We start from the raw sequence: 14,161 nt of genomic DNA on the forward strand, positions 1-14,161 counted from the left end.
ACGATGACCCGAAAGCAGCTTTATTCACGCGGTATCCGCGACAGTTTCGCCATGGCGGTGGGCATTCTGCCGTTTGGCCTGATCTTCGGCACCCTGGCTGGGGCGGCCGGCCTGACACTCTGGCAGGCGTTCGGCATGTCGGCGCTGGTGTATGCCGGCTCGGCGCAGCTTGTCGTCCTCAGTTTGCTCGGCAGTGGCGCCAGCCTGCTGGTGATTCTGCTGACGACCTTCATCGTCAACCTGCGCCACGTGCTCTACAGCGCCACCCTGCAGCCCCATGTCGGCCAACTGCCGCAGCGCTGGCGCATCCTCTTGGCGTTCTGGCTGACTGACGAGACCTTCGCCGTGGTCCAGCGCTTCTACTTACTGCACGGCGACCGACCGCTGGCGCAGTGGTACTGGCTCGGGGTCGCCAGTTCGCTGTATGCCTGCTGGGTATTGAGCTCACTGGCCGGTGTGCTGTTCGGCCAGGCCGTGCCAGACCTGGCAAGTTGGGGCCTGGAGTTCGCCATGCTGGCGACCTTTATCGGCATCGTCATCCCCCTGCTGCGCAATCAACCACAGCTGGCCGCCGCACTGGCAGCGGGCGCCGTAGCCCTGGCCACATTCCACTGGCCGTACAAGCTGGGCCTGATGGCCGCGGCGTTCAGTGGCATCGCGGTAGGCGTGATGCTGGAGCGTCGACAATTGACCCGCCATACCGCCAGGGAGCTGCACACATGAATTATTGGTGGATGATTTTCGGCATGATGGCGATCAGCTTCATGCTGCGCTATAGCCTGTTCGCCTGGCCCAACCTGCGCTTTCCGACCCTGGTGCGCCAAGGCCTGCACTATGTGCCGACGGCCGTACTGACGGCGATTGTGGTGCCGGGCATGCTGCTGCCCGATGGCCAGCACTGGGCACTGACCCTGGACAATGCCTACTTACTCGGAGGCTTGGCGGCCATCGCCATCGCCGCCACCACCCGACACCTGCTGGCGACTATCGGGGGTGGCATGCTGGTGTTCTTCCTCCTGCGCTGGCTGTTCGGGCAACTGCCCATTTAGCCCATCAGTCGCCAGTGGCAACCGCTCGCTGGGGATCAGTGATCCACTCGCTCCACGAACCGGCATACAGCGCCCCCAGCGGGTAGCCGGCCAGACACAGGGCAAACAGATTGTGGCAGGCGGTCACGCCGGAACCGCAGTACGCTACCAACTCGTTCGGTGAACGATCCGCCAGCTTCTCGGCAAAGCGCTGCTTCAGTTGTTCGGCTGGCAGGAAGCGACCGTCCGCCCCGAGATTGTCGGTAAATGCTGCACACTGTGCGCCAGGGATATGTCCGGCAACCGGATCGATGGGCTCGACTTCACCGCGAAAACGCGGCAGTCCACGGGCATCGAGCAGGGTCAACTGCGGACGGCTCAGGCGCTTGAGCAATTGTTCAGCATTCAGCACCAGGCTCGAGTCCGGGCTGCCGCTGAAGTTACCGCGCGCGGTGGCCGGCGCATCCAGGCTCAACGGCAAGCCAGCGGCATGCCAGGCCTTGAGACCACCATCGAGGATAAACACCCCGTCGCGCTTGCCCAGCCAGGCCAACAACCACCAGGCCCGCGCGGCAAAGGCACCGGGACCGTCGTCATAGAGCACCACGACGCTGTCGTTGTTGACACCCCAGGCCTGAAGACGCTCGATCAAGTCCGTCGCTTGTGGCAATGGGTGGCGACCGGTGACGCCCTTGGTCACAGGCCCACTGAGATCACGCTCGAGGTCAGCGAAAGCGGCGCCGGCGATATGCCCCTCAGCATAGCTGCGCTGGCCATAATCCGGGTCTTCAAGGGCAAAACGACAGTCCAGAATCACCAGCCCCGGCTGGTCCTTCTTCAGGTCCAGGTCGAGTGGGCTGATCAGTTGCGCGATGGGCATGGCGGGCTCCTGTGAGTTCAAGCGGTGAGCGATCCTACTGCACTTCTTCGAGGGCCTGGCCCAACGGCACGTAAAACTCTTCGAACAGGGCGTCGATTTCGTCCCGCGACTGCTCTGTAACAAACCCGGCTTCGAGCACCAGCACCTGATACACACCACGTTTAATGGCCTGCTCGCTGAGGTGATTGGAATTGTCGCGAGTGGTGCACAGGAAGCGCACCCAGGACGTCAGGATGATCCAGGCGTTCAGGGTCAGGGATTCGATCTGGACCTTGTCCATCTTGAGGATGCCGGCGTCGACAAACCCGGCGTAGATCGCCGTACCCTGGATCAGGCAGCGCTGGGAGAAACGCCGGTAGCGGGCCGCCAACTCTGCATCGTTGTCGAGCAAGTGCTCCAGGTCGCGGTGCAGGAACCGATAGCGCCACATCGCGTTCAGCAGTTCTTTCAAGTAGTAGCGCTTGTCTTCGACGGTGGCGGCACGACCCTGGGGCGGGCGCAGGAAGCTTTCGACCAGGGCCTCGTACTCACTGAACAGCACGGCGATGATCGCCTGCTTGTTGGGGAAGTGGTAGTACAGGTTGCCCGGAGAAATCTCCATATGCGCGGCAATGTGGTTGGTGCTGATGCTGCGCTCACCCTGCTGGTTGAACAGCTCCAGGCTGTTCTGCACGATGCGCTCGCTGGTTTTTATTCTTGGGGCCATGGCTTGAGCTTTAATTCTTCTGTGCGTTGCGGGCATCTTACGGCGTATCCGTCGGCGGATAAATCATCGTGTCCCGAGGAAGCCATTTGACATTTTAGAGTATAGACTCTAAAAACATCCTTATTCTAAAAAAAACTGGAACCACCATGACCGCCGACATCGCCTACATGCAAAACGCCCAGCAGCCGTTGAGTGAGCTGAACGAGCTGTTTACTGCGCAGCGTCTGGCGTATGCCGGCAACCCGATGCCGTCGGCGGCCCAGCGTCAGCAGTGGCTCAAAGTATTGCGTGATGTGCTGGATACCCAGCGCGATCGGCTGATCAAGGCCATCAGCGAGGACTTCAGCAACCGCAGCGCCGACGAAACCCTGTTTGCCGAGCTGATGCCCAGCCTGCACAACATCGATTACGCCAGCAAACACCTCAGGGGCTGGATGAAAGCCTCACGGCGCAAGGTCGGTGTGGCGTTTCAGCCGGCCAGCGCCAAAGTGGTCTACCAGCCGCTGGGCGTGGTCGGGGTGATCGTGCCGTGGAACTACCCGCTATACCTGGCCATCGGACCGCTGGTCGGAGCTCTGGCGGCGGGCAACCGGGTCATGCTCAAGCTCAGCGAATCGACCCCGGCCACCGGGCAACTGCTCAAGGAACTGCTGGCGCACATCTTTCCCCAGGACTTGGTGACCGTGGTGCTGGGCGAGGCCGATGTCGGCATCGCCTTCTCCAGCTTGCCGTTCGATCACTTGCTATTTACCGGCGCCACCAGCGTCGGCAAGCACGTAATGCGCGCTGCCGCGGAAAATCTGACCCCGGTCACCCTGGAACTGGGCGGCAAGTCGCCGGCCATCGTTTCCCATGACGTGCCGCTCAAGGACGCCGCCGAGCGCATCGCCTTCGGCAAGACGTTGAACGCCGGACAGACCTGCGTCGCACCAGACTACGTGCTCGTGCCAGAAGGCCGGGTAGATGCCTTCGTCGATGCTTACCGCCAGGCCGTTCGCAGGTTTTATCCGACCCTGGTCAACAATCCGGACTACACCGCGATCATCAATCAGCGGCAGTTGGCGCGCCTCAACAGCTATGTCAGCGATGCCACCAGCAAGGGTGCGCAGTTGATCCCGATTTACGATCAGGATCAGGACCGACGCATGAGCCACAGCCTACTGCTGAATGTCAGCGACGAGATGCTGGTGATGCAGGACGAAATCTTCGGTCCGCTGCTGCCGATCGTGCCTTACAGCACCCTGGACCAGGCATTTGCCTACATAAACCAACGACCAAGACCGCTGGCGCTGTACTACTTCGGCTACAACAAGTCCGAGCAGAATCGCGTTCTCCACGAAACCCATTCCGGTGGCGTCTGCCTTAACGACACCCTGTTGCACGTGGCCCAGGACGACATGCCGTTTGGCGGCATCGGCCCCTCAGGCATGGGTCATTACCACGGCCATGAAGGCTTCCTGACCTTCAGCAAAGCCAAGGGCGTACTGATCAAGCAGCGTTTCAACGCGGCTAAGCTGATCTACCCGCCTTACGGTAAATCGATCCAGAAGCTGATCCAGAAATTGTTCATCCGCTGACACCTCACTGCCGGGTAATAACAACAATGAACCCTAGTGTTTCCGATACCCCCGCGCTGTCCCGGCGCGGCCTGCTCAAATTCAGCCTAGGTGCCAGCGCCTTCCTCGCCACGGCTGGGCTCGGCGCCAGCCTCAGCGGCTGCTCGGCCAGTATCCCGGCCAACGGTTTTGCCGCCTTGCGCAGCAGCGACCTGCCCTGCTTGCGGGCGATTATCCCGGTGATGATCGACGGCGCGGTGGACAGCGAAAAACTCAAGGCGGCGGTCGAGCAAACCCTACTCAGCCTGGATAACGGCCTCAATCACCTGTCGCCGGAAATGCTCAAGCTGACCCGGCAACTGTTTGATGTATTGGGCATGACCATCACGCGAGGACCGTTGACGGGGATCTGGGGCAGTTGGGAAAACGCCAGCCCCGGGGCCATACGCGATTTCCTCCAGCGTTGGGAAAACAGCTCCCTGAGCCTGCTGCGCATGGGCCACAACTCCATTGTGCAACTGGTGATGATGGCCTGGTACAACCGCGCCGAATCCTGGGCGCATTGCGGTTACCCCGGGCCGCCGAACGTCTGATCCCGCCCTTCCATAACTATAAAAAGAGACGCACCTGATGCCTGTACCCGATCCGTTCCGCGAAGGCATGGCCCGCGGCTGGAAGACCCATGACGGCTCGCAACTGACCGATGACCTGACCCTGGAAACCGATGTCGCAATCATCGGCAGCGGCGCGGGCGGCGGCACCACGGCTGAAATCCTCAGCGCTGCCGGCTACAAGGTGCTGCTGATCGAAGAAGGCCCACTCAAGACCAGCAGCGACTTCAAATTGCTGGAAGACCAGGCCTACACCCAGCTGTACCAGGAAGGCATCGGCCGCATGAGCAAGGACGGCGCGATCACCATCCTGCAGGGCCGAGCGGTCGGCGGCACGACCTTGATCAACTGGACGTCGAGCTTTCGTACCCCCGAACCGACCCTCGACCACTGGGCCCGCGAGCACGGGGTCAAAGGCCACAGCGTGGAGGAAATGGCGCCCTGGTTCGAAAAGATGGAACAACGCCTCGGCGTCGCCCCGTGGAGGGTCCCGCCCAACGCCAACAACGATGTGATCCGCAAAGGCTGCGAGCAACTGGGCTACAGCTGGCACGTGATCCCGCGCAACGTGCGCGGGTGCTGGAACCTTGGCTACTGCGGCATGGGCTGCCCGACCAACGCCAAGCAATCAATGATGGTCACCACTATTCCGGCGACCCTGGAAAAAGGCGGCGAACTGCTCTATTTCGCCCGCGCCGAGCAATTGCAGATCAAGGACGACAAGGTCACCGGCCTGCTCTGCGTGGCAATGGATCAGCGCTGCGTGGAACCCACAGGCCGGCGCGTCAACGTCAAGGCGCGGCATTACGTGCTGGCCGGTGGCGGGATCAACAGCCCGGCGCTGCTAATGCGCTCCAAGGCGCCCGACCCCCATGAACGCCTGGGCAAGCGCACCTTCCTGCACCCGGTAAACATGTCGGCCGCGTTGTTCGACGAGGTCATCAACCCGTTCTACGGTGCGCCGCAGTCGATTTATTCCGACCACTTTCAATGGCAGCACGGCGCCACCGGAAAGATGTCCTACAAGCTCGAAGTGCCGCCGCTGCACCCGGCGCTGGCGGCGACCCTGCTCGGCGGCTTTGGCGGCGAGAGCGCGGCGCACATGCAGCAACTGCCCCACACCCACGCGATGCTGGCGCTACTGCGCGACGGTTTTCACCCGGACAGCAGCGGCGGCAACGTCGAACTGCGTGGCGATGGCTCGCCGGTGCTCGATTATCACGTCTCGGACTATGCCTGGGAGGGCCTGCGCCGGGCCTTCCACAGCATGGCCGAGATCCAGTTTGCCGGTGGCGCCAAGGCGGTAATGCCGATGCACGCGGATGCACGCTACGTCAAAAACCTCGCTGAGGCGCGCACGCTGATCGACGGCCTGAGCCTTGAGTTGTACCGCACGCGGCTCGGCAGCGCCCATGTGATGGGGGGGTGCGCCATGGGTGAAGATCCGAAGCAAGCGGTGACCGACAGCCTCGGCCGACATCATCAACTAAGCAACCTGTCGATTCATGACGGCTCGTTGTTTCCCACCAGCATCGGTGCCAATCCGCAGTTGTCGGTCTACGGCCTGACTGCGCAATTATCGAGCGCATTAGCCGAACGCCTGAGAAATCCGTGAAAAAACTGCTTATTCGCCGTGTCTATAGTGCTTTCTTGGGCCAAAGGCGACTTGGCCGACCGGGAATGCTGCGATACCATCCGACTCCCCAACGGATTCCCGCCAGGACGACGCGATGAACCGAGTGTTGTACCCAGGTACCTTCGACCCTATTACCAAGGGCCATGGCGATCTGGTCGAACGCGCCTCGCGCCTGTTCGACCACGTGATCATTGCCGTCGCCGCCAGCCCCAAGAAAAACCCGCTATTCCCCCTGGAACAGCGTGTTGAACTGGCGCGCGAGGTCACCAAACATTTGCCGAATGTCGAAGTCGTCGGCTTTTCGACGCTGCTGGCGCACTTTGCCAAAGAGCAGAACGCCAATGTGTTCCTGCGTGGTTTGCGCGCGGTCTCGGACTTCGAATATGAATTCCAGCTGGCCAACATGAACCGCCAACTGGCGCCGGACGTGGAAAGCCTGTTCCTGACCCCGTCGGAACGTTATTCGTTTATTTCCTCGACGCTGGTCCGTGAAATTGCTGCCCTGGGCGGTGATATCACCAAGTTCGTCCACCCTGTCGTGGCCGATGCTCTTACACTCCGGTTCAAGAAATAGACCCCGACTGCAGGAGCTGGCTTGTCGGGCCGCCGCATCGCAGCGAAAAACGTCAAAAATTACGCAGCGCTATCGGAAAGTACACGGCGCCCTGACGTTTTTCGCAAGCAAGCTCGCTCCTACAGCGCCAATGCGGCACAATTGCGCGCATTAGTTTTCAAAATGCCCGGGCCGACGACCCTGGCTGGAGTCTCCAATGTCCCTGATCATCACCGACGATTGCATCAACTGCGACGTCTGCGAACCCGAGTGCCCGAACGCCGCTATCTCCCAGGGCGAAGAAATCTACGTGATTGACCCGAACCTCTGCACCCAGTGCGTCGGCCACTACGACGAACCGCAGTGCCAGCAGGTGTGCCCAGTGGACTGCATTCCACTGGACGAAGCCCATCCGGAAACTGAAGAACAGTTGATGGAGAAATACCGCAAGATCACCGGCAAGGCCTGATCGGCCTGGCAAGCGCCGGCGATTAGCGCTGACAGCGCGGGCAGAACACGCTCGCGCGTTGCCCCAGCTTCACGTCCCGCAGCTGCGTGCCGCAGACCTTGCAGCCCTCGCCGCCTCGGCCGTAGACGAACAGTTCCTGCTGGAAGTAGCCCGGCTGGCCGTCGCCGCCAATGAAGTCGCGCAAGGTGGTGCCGCCACGCTCGATGGCCGCCGCGAGAATGCGTTTGATTTCAATCGCCAGCTTCAGGTAGCGCGCCCGGGAGATGCCCTTGGCCTCGCGCCGTGGATCGATGCCGGCCGCGAACAACGCTTCGGTCGCATAAATATTGCCGACCCCCACCACCACCGCGTTATCCATGATGAACGGCTTGACCGCCATCGAGCGCCCGCGAGACAGCTGAAACAGCCGCTCGCCATCAAACAGATCGGTCAGCGGTTCCGGTCCCAGGCGAACCAGCAACTCGTGCTGCAGCGGGTCGAGGCTCCAGAGCATGGCGCCGAACCGTCGTGGGTCGGTGTAGCGCAGGGCCAGGCCGGACTCCAACTCGATATCCACATGCTCATGCTTGGCTGCCGGCAAGCCGACTTCCACCAGACGCAAATTGCCCGACATGCCCAGGTGACTGATCAGGGTGCCGACCTCGGCATTGATCAGCAGATACTTGGCCCGCCGCTCCACCAGCACGATGCGCTGCCCGGACAGGCGCACATCGAGATCTTCAGGGATCGGCCAGCGCAAGCGCCGGTCACGCACGATCACCCGACTGACGCGCTGGCCTTCAAGGTGCGGCGCAATACCGCGACGGGTGGTTTCGACTTCTGGCAATTCAGGCATGGCGCACTCGGTTCAGGCAAAGGTCCGACACTCAGTGGTGAGCACCGAGCTCGCGAATCGTCTGTTTCAGGTTCTCGAAGTCATAATCCGAGAGGCCGACATAGTCCAGCACCAAATGGCCGATGCTGTCCCACTCATGGTCTTCGGTCTGGTTGCCCAGCACCCGATAGGACGCGCAGATATGCTCGGCCATCTTCAGGATCGCCAGCAAGTTCTTCAACTGGCTGTTGCGCGCCGACTCGTCGCTGAAAATCGACAAGGCATTGTGGTGATTGGCGATGGCGTGGGTCACGTGCTCCGGCAGGCGCCAAGACTTGGCGGTGTAGTAACCGACCACGGCATGGTTGGTATTGAAGGCGCGGTTTTCCGTGTCCACCACCCGGCACTCGGCACCGGCATTGGCGTAGGCCTGCTCCAGCACCGCCATATAGTTGGGGAAACGCTTGAGCATCAGCGGCACCCCGCAATCGTGGAACAAGCCCAAGGCGTAGGCCTCGTCGACCGCTTGCGAGCCGATACGCTTGGCCAGGCTGAGACTGGTCATCGCCACGTCCTGGGCGGTGTCCCAGAAACGGTTGAGCGTGACGATAGTGTCGTCATTCATCTCGCCCTTGATCGACTGCGCGTTGATCAAATTGATCACTGAGCGACTGCCCAGCAGGTTCACCGCGCGCTGGATCGAGGCAATCTTGTTGCTCAGCCCGAAGTACGGCGAGTTGACGATTTTCAACAGCGCACCAGAGAGACCGGGATCCTGAGAGATCAACTTCGCGATCACTGCGAGGTCCGGGTCGGGCATGTACTGTTCCATTTGCAGATCCACCATGATCTGTGGTTGCGGTGGAACGCTGATGCCTTGCAGGGCCTGCTGAATCTGTTCGGAAGTTAGCTCTTGGGACATAAGTACTCACTCTGGGCAAGTGGGCGATTCTAGCGGAAAAAAACCGCCCAATGGGCGCTATGTCCAGCGTATCACCGACAAACTAGCGCGCTTCGAGCGCCCATCTAGCGCTATAATCCCGCTCTTTTTTTCACCTGGAGCGACGTCATGTCCCTGCCAAGCTTGCGCCTCAAAGCCAACGCCGACCGTCGCCTGCGCGCCGGTCACCTGTGGGTCTACAGTAACGAAATCGACGTAGCCACCACCCCACTGCACGGCTTCAAGGCTGGCGATCAAGCGATTCTGGAAGCTGCCGGCGGCAAGCCGCTGGGCATCGTGGCCATGAGCCCGAACAACCTGATCTGCGCCCGCCTGCTGTCGCGCGACATCAAGCTGCCATTGGACAAGTCGCTGCTGGTGCACCGCCTCAACGTCGCCCTATCGCTGCGCGAGCGCCTGTTTGACAAGCCGTTCTACCGCCTGGTCTACGGCGATTCCGACCTGCTGCCGGGCCTGGTGGTCGATCGTTTCGGCGACATCCTGGTGGTGCAGATCGCTTCGGCAACCATGGAAGCCCATAAGGACGACGTGATCGCCGCCCTGACCCAGGTACTGAAGCCGAGCGGCATTCTGTTCAAGAACGACTCCGCCGCGCGCGACGCCGAAGGCCTTGAGCGCTACGTCGAAACCGTGTTCGGCCTGGTGCCGGAGTGGGTTGCCCTGGAAGAGAACGGGGTGAAATTCGAGGCACCGGTGATCCAGGGCCAGAAAACCGGCTGGTTCTACGACCACCGCATGAACCGCGCGCGCCTGGCACCCTACGCCAAGGGCAAGCGCGTGCTCGACCTGTACAGCTACATCGGCGGCTGGGGCGTGCAAGCAGCAGCCTTCGGCGCCAGCGAAGTGTTCTGCGTCGACGCCTCGGGCTTTGCGCTGGACGGTGTCGAGCGTAACGCCGCACTGAACGGCTTCGCCGACAAGATGACCTGCATCGAAGGCGACGTGTTCGAAGCCTTGAAGGAACTGAAAGCCAGCGAAGAGCGTTTCGACGTGATCGTTGCCGACCCGCCCGCCTTCATCAAGCGCAAGAAAGACATGAAGAACGGCGAAGGCGCCTACCGCCGCCTGAACGAGCAAGCCATGCGCCTGCTCAACAAAGACGGCATCCTGGTCAGTGCCTCGTGTTCGATGCACCTGCCCGAAGACGACCTGCAAAACATCCTCCTGACCAGCGCCCGCCACCTGGACCGCAACATCCAGATGCTCGAACGCGGCGGCCAGGGCCCGGATCATCCGGTGCATCCGGCGATTGCTGAAACGCGTTACATCAAGAGCATTACTTGCCGGTTGTTGCCGAATAGCTGATCGAACTACTACCCCACCGTAGGAGCGAGCTCGCTCGCGAAAAACGTAAACGATAACGCAGCGCTATCAGGCAGTCTGCGGTGTCCATGCGCTCTTCGCGAGCAAGCTCGCTCAGGTTTCGAGTCGAACTGCCGATTTGCGTGATAAATCACGCCCCGCCGCCTACGCAGTCCCATTCCTACATAAAAAAGGGAAATACCCCACGCCCATTTTGATTGAACTCCACACCTCGCAGATTAGTATCGGTTTCTGGCTTTCCTGCGGAAAACAAAAATAATGTCTAAGTCCTCACAACCGCCCACGGCTAGTGACGAATCCAGGCGACAATACCTTTCACGATTCATCCTTATCACCTGCATCTCGCTGATCAGCTTTTTCCCAATCAATATTCTGCTGCCGTCTTTCCCAGCCCTCGCCACCCACTTCGATACCACCAGCGCCGACATTGCGCTGTCCATCAGCGTGTTCACCCTGGCTTTCTCGATATCCCAACTAGTCGTCGGTCCACTCTCGGATAAATGGGGACGCAAGGCAGTGCTTTTGGCTTGTATCAGCCTGTCGATCCTGGGAGCGATAGGCTGTGTACTGGCCGCTGACTACCTGACTTTCATGCTGTTTCGCACAGTGCAGGCTTTAGGCTGCGGCTTTTTTGTGCTGGGGCATGCTCTGGTGGAAGATCTGTTCGAGGAACAGGATCGAGCGCGAGTACGTCTCTACTACATGACGCTGAGCGGCTCGTTTGTCGCCCTGTCACCGCTGATCGGTTCATGGCTGCAAACCTTATTCGACTGGCAAGGGAGCTTCTACGGATTCGCCTTGATGGCCCTGGGCATGCTGATCCATGCGATATCCACCCTACCCTCCAAGTCCGCCAGCCCGCATCGCGTGACGTTATCGATTATCGCCACACTGAAAGCCGTAGCGGGCAACCATAATTTCCTGCGCTACTGGTGGATCGCCTCTCTGGCCTTCGCCTGTTACTTCGCGTTAATCAGTGTGACACCGCTGATTTTCATGGACGCTTTGCAACTATCCCAATACCAATACGCGCTGGTGTTGATGGTGTACGGCATCGCCTATTTATTGGGTGGTGTCGCCGCGGGGTTGTTGCAAAAACGTGTTCCACTGTCCCGGCAAATCAACATCGGCCTCGGATTGCTCTGTGTTGCCGGCGTACTGTTAGCGCTGACTCTCAATGTTGACGCCATCACGCCCGTGACCTTGCTGGCCCCAATGCTAATAAGCGCCCTCGCCGTAACACTCGTGCGGCCCGCCGCAATTTCTGCAGCGATGTCAATGTTCTCAAGCAGCGCGGGTACGGCGGCGTCAGCAGGTAATAGCATCATGTTCCTCACAGCTGCCATCAGCAGCGCGGCACTGGCGCAGACGGGCAAATATCTGCTCGTAACTATCGCAATAAGCTTTATCCTCCTCAGCCTTTTGGGCTGGCTGACCAACGCCAAAATCTACGCTAAACGCCATCCAATGCGTTCTACCTAATAGCACTGCGTTATCGTTGACGTTTTTCGCGAGCAAGCTCACTCCTACAACTCCACACGTCCCAAAGCCGCCGTGTTCACGGTTTCGGCCATTCCCTCCAGCCGCCAGCGGTGTAGAATCGACGCTATTCATCGCCAGTCATCCCCCGGCGGGTTTATGAGCTCAAGGCCAATGCGCACGGCGATCCCGTCACGTTTGCGGCAACGTCCGGACACACGGCCATTTTTCGGGTGTTCCAGACGTCAATAGAAGCTCACTCCCCTTTGATACCTGATTTGCCGCCCGGAGTGCTCCATGCCTGATTACCGTTCGAAAACATCCACCCACGGCCGCAACATGGCCGGTGCTCGTGCCCTGTGGCGCGCCACGGGGATGAAAGATGACGACTTCAAAAAGCCGATCATCGCCATTGCCAACTCGTTCACCCAGTTCGTACCGGGCCACGTTCACTTGAAGGATCTGGGTCAACTGGTCGCCCGCGAGATCGAGCGCGCTGGCGGCGTTGCCAAAGAATTCAACACCATCGCGGTCGATGACGGCATCGCAATGGGCCACGACGGCATGCTCTATTCGCTGCCGAGCCGCGAGATCATCGCCGACTCCGTCGAATACATGGTCAACGCGCACTGTGCCGACGCCATCGTCTGCATCTCCAACTGCGACAAGATCACCCCTGGCATGCTGATGGCCGCCCTGCGCCTGAACATCCCGGTGATCTTCGTGTCCGGCGGCCCGATGGAAGCCGGCAAGACCAAACTCGCCTCCCACGGCCTGGACCTGGTTGACGCCATGGTCATCGCCGCCGACTCCAGCGCTTCTGACGAGAAAGTCGCTGAGTACGAGCGCAGCGCCTGCCCGACCTGCGGTTCGTGCTCCGGCATGTTCACCGCCAACTCGATGAACTGCCTGACCGAAGCCCTGGGCCTGGCCCTGCCGGGCAACGGTTCGACCCTGGCCACCCACAGCGATCGCGAACAGCTGTTCCTGCAGGCCGGCCGCACCATCGTCGAGCTGTGCAAGCGCTACTACGGCGAGAACGATGAGTCGGTATTGCCGCGCAACATCGCCAACTTCAAGGCCTTCGAAAACGCCATGATGCTCGACATCGCCATGGGCGGTTCGACCAACACCATCCTGCACCTGCTGGCCGCCGCCCAGGAAGCCGAGATCGCGTTCGACCTGCGTGACATCGATCGCCTGTCGCGCAAAGTGCCGCAACTGTGCAAGGTGGCGCCGAACATCCAGAAGTACCACATGGAAGACGTGCACCGTGCCGGCGGGATTTTCAGCATCCTCGGGTCGCTGGCCCGTGGTGGCCTGCTGCACACCGACCTGCCGACCGTACACAGCAAGACCATGGCCGAAGGCATTGCCAAGTGGGACATCACCCAGACCGACGACGAAGCGGTGCATCACTTCTTCAAGGCCGGCCCGGCAGGCATCCCGACCCAGACCGCATTCAGCCAGTCGACCCGTTGGGAAGCCCTCGACGACGACCGTGAAAACGGCTGCATCCGCAGCTTCGAACACGCCTACTCGCAAGAAGGCGGCCTGGCCGTGCTGTACGGCAACATCGCCCTCGACGGCTGCGTGGTGAAAACCGCCGGTGTCGACGAGTCGATCCACGTGTTCGAAGGCAACGCGAAAATCTTCGAAAGCCAGGACAGCGCGGTACGCGGCATCCTCGCCGACGAAGTGCAGGCCGGCGACATCGTGATCATTCGCTACGAAGGTCCGAAAGGCGGCCCGGGCATGCAGGAAATGCTCTATCCGACCTCCTACCTGAAGTCCAAGGGCCTGGGCAAAGCCTGCGCCCTGCTGACCGATGGCCGTTTCTCCGGCGGCACCTCGGGCCTGTCCATCGGCCACGCGTCGCCAGAAGCCGCCGCCGGCGGTGCCATTGGCCTGGTGCAGGACGGCGACAAGGTGTTGATCGATATTCCGAACCGTTCGATCAACCTGCTGGTCAGCGACGAAGAACTCGCCGCCCGCCGCGCCGAGCAGGACAAGAAAGGCTGGAAACCGGTGGAAGTGCGCCCACGTAAAGTGACCACCGCGCTGAAAGCATACGCCCTGCTCGCCACCAGCGCCGACAAGGGCGCGGTGCGCAACAAGGCCATGCTTGACGGGCTGTGATCGCTA

14 protein-coding genes are annotated in these 14,161 nt (G+C 60.8%); 10 read left to right on the plus strand and 4 right to left on the minus strand.

Going from position 1 to position 14,161, the window contains the following annotated elements; translation table 11 throughout:
* The first annotated feature begins 3 nt into the window (after positions 1 to 3).
* Positions 4 to 723, plus strand: a complete 720-nt coding sequence (locus tag KW062_RS27645; RefSeq protein ID WP_027616984.1) for an AzlC family ABC transporter permease — start codon at positions 4 to 6, stop codon at positions 721 to 723.
* Positions 720 to 1,049, plus strand: a complete 330-nt coding sequence (locus tag KW062_RS27650) for an AzlD domain-containing protein (protein WP_027616983.1) — start codon at positions 720 to 722, stop codon at positions 1,047 to 1,049. Before KW062_RS27645 ends, KW062_RS27650 begins: the two co-directional genes overlap by 4 nt.
* A gap of 4 nt (positions 1,050 to 1,053) precedes the next feature.
* On the opposite strand, the gene KW062_RS27655 is transcribed toward KW062_RS27650, so the two are convergent.
* A complete protein-coding gene (locus KW062_RS27655; RefSeq protein ID WP_105753695.1) occupies positions 1,054 to 1,908 on the minus strand; it encodes a sulfurtransferase in 855 nt (284 codons plus the stop codon).
* Between the two features lie 34 nt (positions 1,909 to 1,942).
* Complete coding sequence (locus KW062_RS27660; RefSeq protein ID WP_027616981.1) at positions 1,943 to 2,614, minus strand: TetR/AcrR family transcriptional regulator; 672 nt, start codon at positions 2,612 to 2,614, stop codon at positions 1,943 to 1,945.
* A gap of 146 nt (positions 2,615 to 2,760) precedes the next feature.
* On the opposite strand from KW062_RS27660, the gene KW062_RS27665 reads away from it, so the two are divergent.
* The 5 genes from KW062_RS27665 (at position 2,761) to KW062_RS27685 (ending at position 7,439) form a co-directional block, all read left to right on the plus strand.
* Entirely contained in the window at positions 2,761 to 4,191 is a 1,431-nt protein-coding gene (locus KW062_RS27665) for a coniferyl aldehyde dehydrogenase (RefSeq protein ID WP_105753694.1), read from the plus strand.
* 26 nt (positions 4,192 to 4,217) lie between these two features.
* Entirely contained in the window at positions 4,218 to 4,763 is a 546-nt protein-coding gene (locus tag KW062_RS27670; RefSeq protein WP_027616979.1) for a hypothetical protein, read from the plus strand.
* A gap of 37 nt (positions 4,764 to 4,800) precedes the next feature.
* Entirely contained in the window at positions 4,801 to 6,396 is a 1,596-nt protein-coding gene (locus KW062_RS27675; protein ID WP_105753693.1) for a GMC family oxidoreductase, read from the plus strand.
* Positions 6,397 to 6,511: 115 nt separating this feature from the next.
* Positions 6,512 to 6,991, plus strand: a complete 480-nt coding sequence (gene coaD, locus KW062_RS27680) for a pantetheine-phosphate adenylyltransferase (RefSeq protein WP_008019993.1) — start codon at positions 6,512 to 6,514, stop codon at positions 6,989 to 6,991.
* Between the two features lie 196 nt (positions 6,992 to 7,187).
* Positions 7,188 to 7,439, plus strand: a complete 252-nt coding sequence (locus tag KW062_RS27685) for a YfhL family 4Fe-4S dicluster ferredoxin (protein WP_003195146.1) — start codon at positions 7,188 to 7,190, stop codon at positions 7,437 to 7,439.
* 22 nt (positions 7,440 to 7,461) lie between these two features.
* Here KW062_RS27685 and mutM read toward each other — a convergent pair whose 3' ends face one another.
* A complete protein-coding gene (mutM, locus tag KW062_RS27690) occupies positions 7,462 to 8,274 on the minus strand; it encodes a bifunctional DNA-formamidopyrimidine glycosylase/DNA-(apurinic or apyrimidinic site) lyase (RefSeq protein WP_027616977.1) in 813 nt (270 codons plus the stop codon).
* Between the two features lie 31 nt (positions 8,275 to 8,305).
* Complete coding sequence (locus KW062_RS27695) at positions 8,306 to 9,175, minus strand: HDOD domain-containing protein (protein ID WP_027616976.1); 870 nt, start codon at positions 9,173 to 9,175, stop codon at positions 8,306 to 8,308.
* Between the two features lie 147 nt (positions 9,176 to 9,322).
* Here KW062_RS27695 and KW062_RS27700 point away from each other — a divergent pair, with 147 nt between their 5' ends.
* The 3 genes from KW062_RS27700 to ilvD all read left to right on the plus strand — a co-directional run bounded on the left by KW062_RS27700 (position 9,323) and on the right by ilvD (position 14,155).
* Entirely contained in the window at positions 9,323 to 10,519 is a 1,197-nt protein-coding gene (locus KW062_RS27700) for a class I SAM-dependent rRNA methyltransferase (RefSeq protein WP_027616975.1), read from the plus strand.
* A 276-nt stretch (positions 10,520 to 10,795) separates the two neighbouring features.
* Positions 10,796 to 12,019, plus strand: coding sequence for an MFS transporter (locus KW062_RS27705; RefSeq protein WP_105753692.1), 1,224 nt, complete (start codon positions 10,796 to 10,798; stop codon positions 12,017 to 12,019).
* Between the two features lie 294 nt (positions 12,020 to 12,313).
* Positions 12,314 to 14,155: a dihydroxy-acid dehydratase gene (gene ilvD, locus KW062_RS27710; RefSeq protein WP_105753691.1), complete on the plus strand. Its 1,842-nt coding sequence runs from the start codon at positions 12,314 to 12,316 to the stop codon at positions 14,153 to 14,155.
* The last annotated feature ends 6 nt before the right edge of the window (positions 14,156 to 14,161 follow it).

Source organism: Pseudomonas fluorescens, from assembly GCF_019212185.1.
In the GTDB taxonomy this organism is placed as follows: domain Bacteria; phylum Pseudomonadota; class Gammaproteobacteria; order Pseudomonadales; family Pseudomonadaceae; genus Aquipseudomonas.

Bases quoted from the DNA above. Each gene is read 5' to 3' on its own strand.
- ilvD (WP_105753691.1), top strand. From the start codon at position 12,314: ATGCCTGATTACCGTTCGAAAACATCCACCCACGGCCGCAACATGGCC.
- KW062_RS27700 (WP_027616975.1), top strand. From the start codon at position 9,323: ATGTCCCTGCCAAGCTTGCGCCTCAAAGCCAACGCCGACCGTCGCCTG.
- KW062_RS27665 (WP_105753694.1), top strand. From the start codon at position 2,761: ATGACCGCCGACATCGCCTACATGCAAAACGCCCAGCAGCCGTTGAGT.
- KW062_RS27705 (WP_105753692.1), top strand. From the start codon at position 10,796: ATGTCTAAGTCCTCACAACCGCCCACGGCTAGTGACGAATCCAGGCGA.
- KW062_RS27645 (WP_027616984.1), top strand. From the start codon at position 4: ATGACCCGAAAGCAGCTTTATTCACGCGGTATCCGCGACAGTTTCGCC.
- KW062_RS27655 (WP_105753695.1), bottom strand. From the start codon at position 1,908: ATGCCCATCGCGCAACTGATCAGCCCACTCGACCTGGACCTGAAGAAG.
- KW062_RS27675 (WP_105753693.1), top strand. From the start codon at position 4,801: ATGCCTGTACCCGATCCGTTCCGCGAAGGCATGGCCCGCGGCTGGAAG.
- KW062_RS27695 (WP_027616976.1), bottom strand. From the start codon at position 9,175: ATGTCCCAAGAGCTAACTTCCGAACAGATTCAGCAGGCCCTGCAAGGC.
- KW062_RS27670 (WP_027616979.1), top strand. From the start codon at position 4,218: ATGAACCCTAGTGTTTCCGATACCCCCGCGCTGTCCCGGCGCGGCCTG.
- mutM (WP_027616977.1), bottom strand. From the start codon at position 8,274: ATGCCTGAATTGCCAGAAGTCGAAACCACCCGTCGCGGTATTGCGCCG.
- coaD (WP_008019993.1), top strand. From the start codon at position 6,512: ATGAACCGAGTGTTGTACCCAGGTACCTTCGACCCTATTACCAAGGGC.
- KW062_RS27685 (WP_003195146.1), top strand. From the start codon at position 7,188: ATGTCCCTGATCATCACCGACGATTGCATCAACTGCGACGTCTGCGAA.
- KW062_RS27660 (WP_027616981.1), bottom strand. From the start codon at position 2,614: ATGGCCCCAAGAATAAAAACCAGCGAGCGCATCGTGCAGAACAGCCTG.
- KW062_RS27650 (WP_027616983.1), top strand. From the start codon at position 720: ATGAATTATTGGTGGATGATTTTCGGCATGATGGCGATCAGCTTCATG.